Here is a 4,979-nt window from a genome sequence, read left to right on the forward strand (position 1 = left end):
CCGTGAGCTCGCCGAGCTCGAGGCGGAGGAGCGATCCGCGTCGGGACGTCGCGACAGCATCCCGCGACCGCTGCACGAGGCCAGGGCGCGGGTGGCCGAGGCCGCAGGTCTGAGCGAGGACGACCTGCCCTTCGTGGGCGAGCTGGTCGAGGTGCGGGCCGAGTTCGAGCCGTGGCGCGAGGCCTTCACCCTCGCCCTCGGCGGCTTCGCGACGACCCTGATGATCGACGTGGAGCACCTCGACCGCTTCCGCGCGGCGATCGATCGGGTGCGCCTCCCGGTCCGTCTCCGCTACGAGGGGGTGCAGACCGGCCTTGAGGAGGTGCGCGGCCTCGACGAGCGCACGCTGCCCGGCCGGCTCGACTACCGCGCCACTCCCTTCACCGGCTGGCTCCAGGACCGCCTCGTCGACCGGTTCGGGTTCGTCTGCGTCGACCGGGCCGACGAGCTCGGGCGGCACCGCCTGGCGCTGACGCTCACCGGTCAGCTCTCGCAGGGCCGGCGAGGCGCGCACGGCGGTCATGGCACGGCGAACGTCCTCGGCTTCTCGAACTCGCGGCGGCTCCGCGAGGTGGCCGCGCTGCTCGAGGCCGCCCGCGCCCGCAGTGCGACTGCGACCGCGGCGGCTCACGGCGCCGAGGAGGCGCTCGACGCGCTCGACGAGCGCCTCACCCGGCTCGCCCGTCTCGCCGGGACGACCTGGGACCAGGTCGATGTCGAGTCCCTCCTCGCCGAGCAGGAGCGCTGGACAGCCGTCGGCGCCGAGGTCGCGGAGGAGAATCCCGAGCTCGCCGGGCTTCAGGAGCAGATCGCCGAGCTGCGCGGGCGGACGGAGCGGCTGCGCCAGGAGATCGCGCGCAACGGCGTAGAGCGCGAGCGCATCGAGGCAGAGTGGGCCGTGGTCGCCGACGACGTCGATGCGAGCCAGGCGACTCTCGACGCGGCCGAGCGGGCCGAGCGCGAGCTCGACGACGATCAGCGCGCGTTCCTCGACGCGCGGTTCACGCTGACCGAGGCGGCCGCCTCGGGGAGCGCCTCCGACGTGCTGGTGCGCTTCGACGCTGCGCTCGCGACAGCGGCGCAGCGGCTGGCGGAAGACCGTAGGGCGGCCTCGGAGGCGCACGAGCAGCAGCGCGAGACGGCCGGGCGGATCATGGCCGGTTTCCTCGACCGCTGGCCGAACCCGAACCTGCTGGCCGACCCGGAGGCGTCTGCCGGAGACTTCGAGCGCCTGCTGGACGCGCTCGAGACCAGCGGATTGCACCGGCTCGAGACCGAGTGGCGCGACAGCCTGCTCACCCTCTCCGGCAACGATCTGACGAACTTCGACTCGACGCTCGGCCGTTCGCTCCGCGAGATCCGCGAGCGGATCGAGCCGATCAACGTGATCATGCAGGACCTGCCGTTCTACGACGACGGGCACCGCCTCCAGATCACCACTCGCGAGAACCAGTCGGAGGTTCGCCGCCGCTTCCGCCGCGAGCTCCGTGAGGTCCGCGCGCAGATCCAGGCGGTCTCGACGGAGGAGGAGCGCGAGCAGGTCTACCGGCGGATGTCGCGGCTCATCCAGCGGCTGCGGCGCACGGCGCCCGACTTCGGCGACCTCGTCGACGTGCGCAACCACGTCCGCGTCAGCGCCGAGCGGATCGACGCGCAGACCCGCGAGCACATCGCTCTCTACGACCACATCGGCGAGAAGTCGGGCGGGGAGTCGCAGGAGCTGATCGCGTTCATCGTCGGAGCGGCGCTGCGCTACCAGCTCGGCGACGCGGGCGCGACCGCCCGCGCTACGCACCGGTCTTCATGGACGAGGCGCTGATCAAGGCGGACGCGCACTTCACCAAGCGGGCGATCGGCGCCTGGCGCGGTCTCGGCTTCCAGCTCGTAATCGGCGCTCCGAACGACAAGTACAGCGCGATCGAGCCGCACGTCGAGGTCGAGTACGACATCCTGAAGGACACCCGCGGGCGCTCGTGGGCCAGGCCCAAGGTGGGCCTGGCCGAGTAGGCGCTACGTCCCGATCTTCGCGTGGCTGCGCGAGTACGCGAAGTAGATCGCGAAGCCGATCACCAGCCAGATCAGGAAGCGCAGCCACGTCTCGATCGACAGGTTGAGCATCAGGTAGCTGCAGATCAGGGCCGAGAGCAGCGGGAGCCACGGGTTCAGCGGGACCCGGAAACCGCGCTGGAGGTCGGGGCGCTTGCGGCGGAGGACGATCACGCCGACCGAGACGAGAACGAACGCCGAGAGCGTGCCGATGTTCACCATCTCCTCGAGCACGCCGATCGGCGTGAGCCCGGCGAGCAGCGCGACGACGAGCGTCACGACGACCGAGGTGAACCACGGGGTACGCAGGCGCGGGTGCACCGAGGCGAGGCGCTGGGGGAGCAGGCCGTCGCGCGCCATCGCGAAGATGATGCGGGTCGCTCCGATCAGCAGTGTCAGCACGACGGTGGTGAGACCGGCGACGGCGCCGGCCGAGATGACCGTCGCCATCCAGGTCTGCCCGTGGTAGGCGAAGGCGTTGGCGAGTGCGGCCGACGGGTCGAGCTCGCGGTAGGGCACCATGCCGGTCACGACGAGGGCGACGGCGCAGTAGAGGACGGTGCAGATGATGAGCGAGGCGATGATGCCGATGGGCAGGTCGCGCTGCGGGCGGCGCGTCTCCTCCGCGGTCGTGGCGACGACGTCGAAGCCGATGTAGGCGAAGAAGACGAGCGAGGCCCCGGCGATGATGCCGCCGACTCCGAAGGTCGCCGGCTCGATGCCCGAGAGGAACTGGAGGAGCGGCTGGGTCAGTCCGGAGGCAGACTGCGAGGCCTCGGCCGGCGGGACGAACGGCGAGTAGTTCGCGGTGCTCACGAACTGGAGGCCGGCGATGATGACGAACAGGACAATGAACAGCTTGATCGCGACGAGCACCAGATTGACCCGCAGCGACTCCTTGATGCCGACGGTCATCAGCGCGCCGAGCACCAGCACCAGGAGGATGGCCGGCACATCGACCACCCCGCCGTACGAGATCGCGGACGGCAGGACGATGCCGAGCTGCTGGAGGAACGAGCCGAGGTACGCGCTCCAGCCCTGCGCGACCACGCTCGCGCCGAGGAAGAGCTCGAGGATGAGGTCCCAGCCGATGATCCAGGCGAAGAGCTCGCCGAGGGAGGCGTAGGAGAAGGTGTAGGCGGATCCCGAGACCGGCACGGTGGAGGCGAACTCGGCGTAGCACATGGCGGCCAGGGCGCAGGCGAACGCGGCGACCACGAAGCTCAGCACGATGGCGGGGCCGGCGATGTCGTGCGCCGCTCGGCCCGTGAGGGTGAAGATGCCGGCGCCGATCACGACTCCGACCCCGAAGACCGTGAGGTCGAGTGCGGTCAGGGACTTCTTGAGCCGGTACTCCGGCTCATCGGTGTCGGCGATCGACTGTTCGACGGACTTGGTGCGCAAGACGCTCACGGGCACTCTCTCTGTCGGCGGTGGGGAGGCGCAGGGCCACTCGGGAGGATAGCGGCGCGGCGACGCCCTCCGCCCGGCCCGGCGCGCAGCGGCCGACCGGGGCTCGGCAGGAGGTGTCCGCGCGAGTACCCTTCGACGGCATGAGCAGGATCTTCTCGACGGCGTTCGCGGACGTCTACCCGCACTACGTGGCGAAGGCGGAGCGCACGGGGCGCACGCGCGACGAGGTCGACGAGGCGGTCCGCTGGCTGACCGGATTCGACGCGGCCGAGCTGGAGCACCATCTCGCGGAGCGCACGACGCTCGAGGACTTCTTCGCCGCCGCACGCCTGCATCCGAACGCTTCGGCGATCACGGGGGTCGTCTGCGGCATCCGGGTCGAGACGGTCGAGGATCCTCTGATGCAGCGCATCCGCTACCTCGACAAGCTGATCGACGAGCTCGCGAAGGGCCGACCGATGGTGAAGGTGCTCCGGCCGATGCCCGCGGCCGTCTGACCCCTGTCGGGCCGAGCACGTGCGGGTGGTGTCGATGCGCGCTCCTCCACAGGCGCGGATGCGGCCCGCTTCTCCCCGGATGGCGTTCTGCAGGCTCCGCCGGGTTTTTCCACCGACGAGGGTGGCGGGCATGACATCGACTCACCGATCCCCGTCCCACCCGTCCGCGCCGCGCGAGCCCGAGATCGTCCGCGCGAGCGGGGTCCACGACCTGCTCGCGAGCGTGCCGACTCTGATCGGCATCCGGCCGGAGGAGTCGCTCGTCGTCGTGCCCTTCCTCGGCTCGCGCGCGGGCGGAGGGTTCCGCATCCCGCTGCCGCAGGGTCCGAACCGCGCGGAGGTCGCCGTGCTGGCGCGCGGCTGCGCGGGTGTGATGGAGACGATGCCCCGGGCGACGGCGGCCCTGGTCGTCGTCTACACCAGGGCGACCTATGCCGAGGCGAGGGGCGTCCCGCAGCTTGAGCTCGGCCGTGCCGTGCTGCGCACGCTCGAGCGCACCGAGCTGGGGATCGTCGCCGTCGCCTGCGTGGCGGGTGACGGCTGGGGCCGCTACACCGACGCTGCCGAGTGTCGGCAACCGCGGCCCCTGGTCGAGATCGAGGGCAGCGAGGCCGGTCTGTTCGCCAGGGCGCTCGCCGAGGAGCCCCTCGACCTCGCTCGGCTCGCCGAGCCGCCGCTCGTCGACGACGCCGATCGCGCGATCGTGGAGGAGGTGCTGCGGCGGAGTGCGCACTCGATGCCGGACGTCGTGCCGCTGGTCGAGCGCTGGCTCACCGGCTCGTCGACACCGCGCCGCGAGGCGATGGTGGTCCGGATCCTGCAGTCGGCGCCGTTGCGCGATCAGACGACGCTGCAGATCGCCCGCGGAGCCGCGACTGCCGAGGCGCAACGAGGCCGCCGGCGCCGCTTGGACGAGACCAGCGCGGCCACCGGTGAGCGCGTCTCCGAGATCGCCGAGCGCGAGTTCCTGGCCGGCGCGCGCGACGCGCACGACGTCGAGGCGACGGCGCTCCTATCGGACGG

5 protein-coding genes are annotated in these 4,979 nt (G+C 71.4%); 4 read left to right on the forward strand and 1 reads right to left on the reverse strand.

Annotation, left to right across the window (positions count from 1 at the left end; translation table 11 throughout):
- On the forward strand, positions 1-1,819 hold a 1,819-nt coding region (locus ACH61_RS13845; protein WP_269085086.1), incomplete at its 5' end, for an SbcC/MukB-like Walker B domain-containing protein.
- Entirely contained in the window at positions 1,804-2,007 is a 204-nt protein-coding gene (locus tag ACH61_RS18570) for a hypothetical protein (RefSeq protein WP_068213085.1), read from the forward strand. The genes ACH61_RS13845 and ACH61_RS18570, both read left to right, overlap by 16 nt.
- Positions 2,008-2,010: 3 nt before the next feature.
- Here the strand turns inward: ACH61_RS18570 and ACH61_RS13855 are convergent, their stop codons facing one another.
- Complete coding sequence (locus ACH61_RS13855) at positions 2,011-3,459, reverse strand: amino acid permease (RefSeq protein WP_068213091.1); 1,449 nt, start codon at positions 3,457-3,459, stop codon at positions 2,011-2,013.
- Positions 3,460-3,599: 140 nt separating this feature from the next.
- Between ACH61_RS13855 and ACH61_RS13860 the strand changes: the two genes are divergently transcribed.
- Both ACH61_RS13860 and ACH61_RS13865 read left to right on the forward strand, forming a co-directional pair.
- Positions 3,600-3,956 carry a DUF2200 domain-containing protein gene (locus ACH61_RS13860; RefSeq protein ID WP_068213088.1) on the forward strand — a complete coding sequence of 119 codons (357 nt, stop codon included), beginning with the start codon at positions 3,600-3,602 and terminating at the stop codon, positions 3,954-3,956.
- 130 nt (positions 3,957-4,086) lie between these two features.
- A partial coding sequence (locus ACH61_RS13865) for a DUF4192 family protein (RefSeq protein WP_236713698.1) occupies positions 4,087-4,979 on the forward strand: 893 nt, incomplete at its 3' end.

It is taken from the genome of Rathayibacter tanaceti, from assembly GCF_001634385.1.
Classification (GTDB): domain Bacteria; phylum Actinomycetota; class Actinomycetes; order Actinomycetales; family Microbacteriaceae; genus Rathayibacter; species Rathayibacter tanaceti.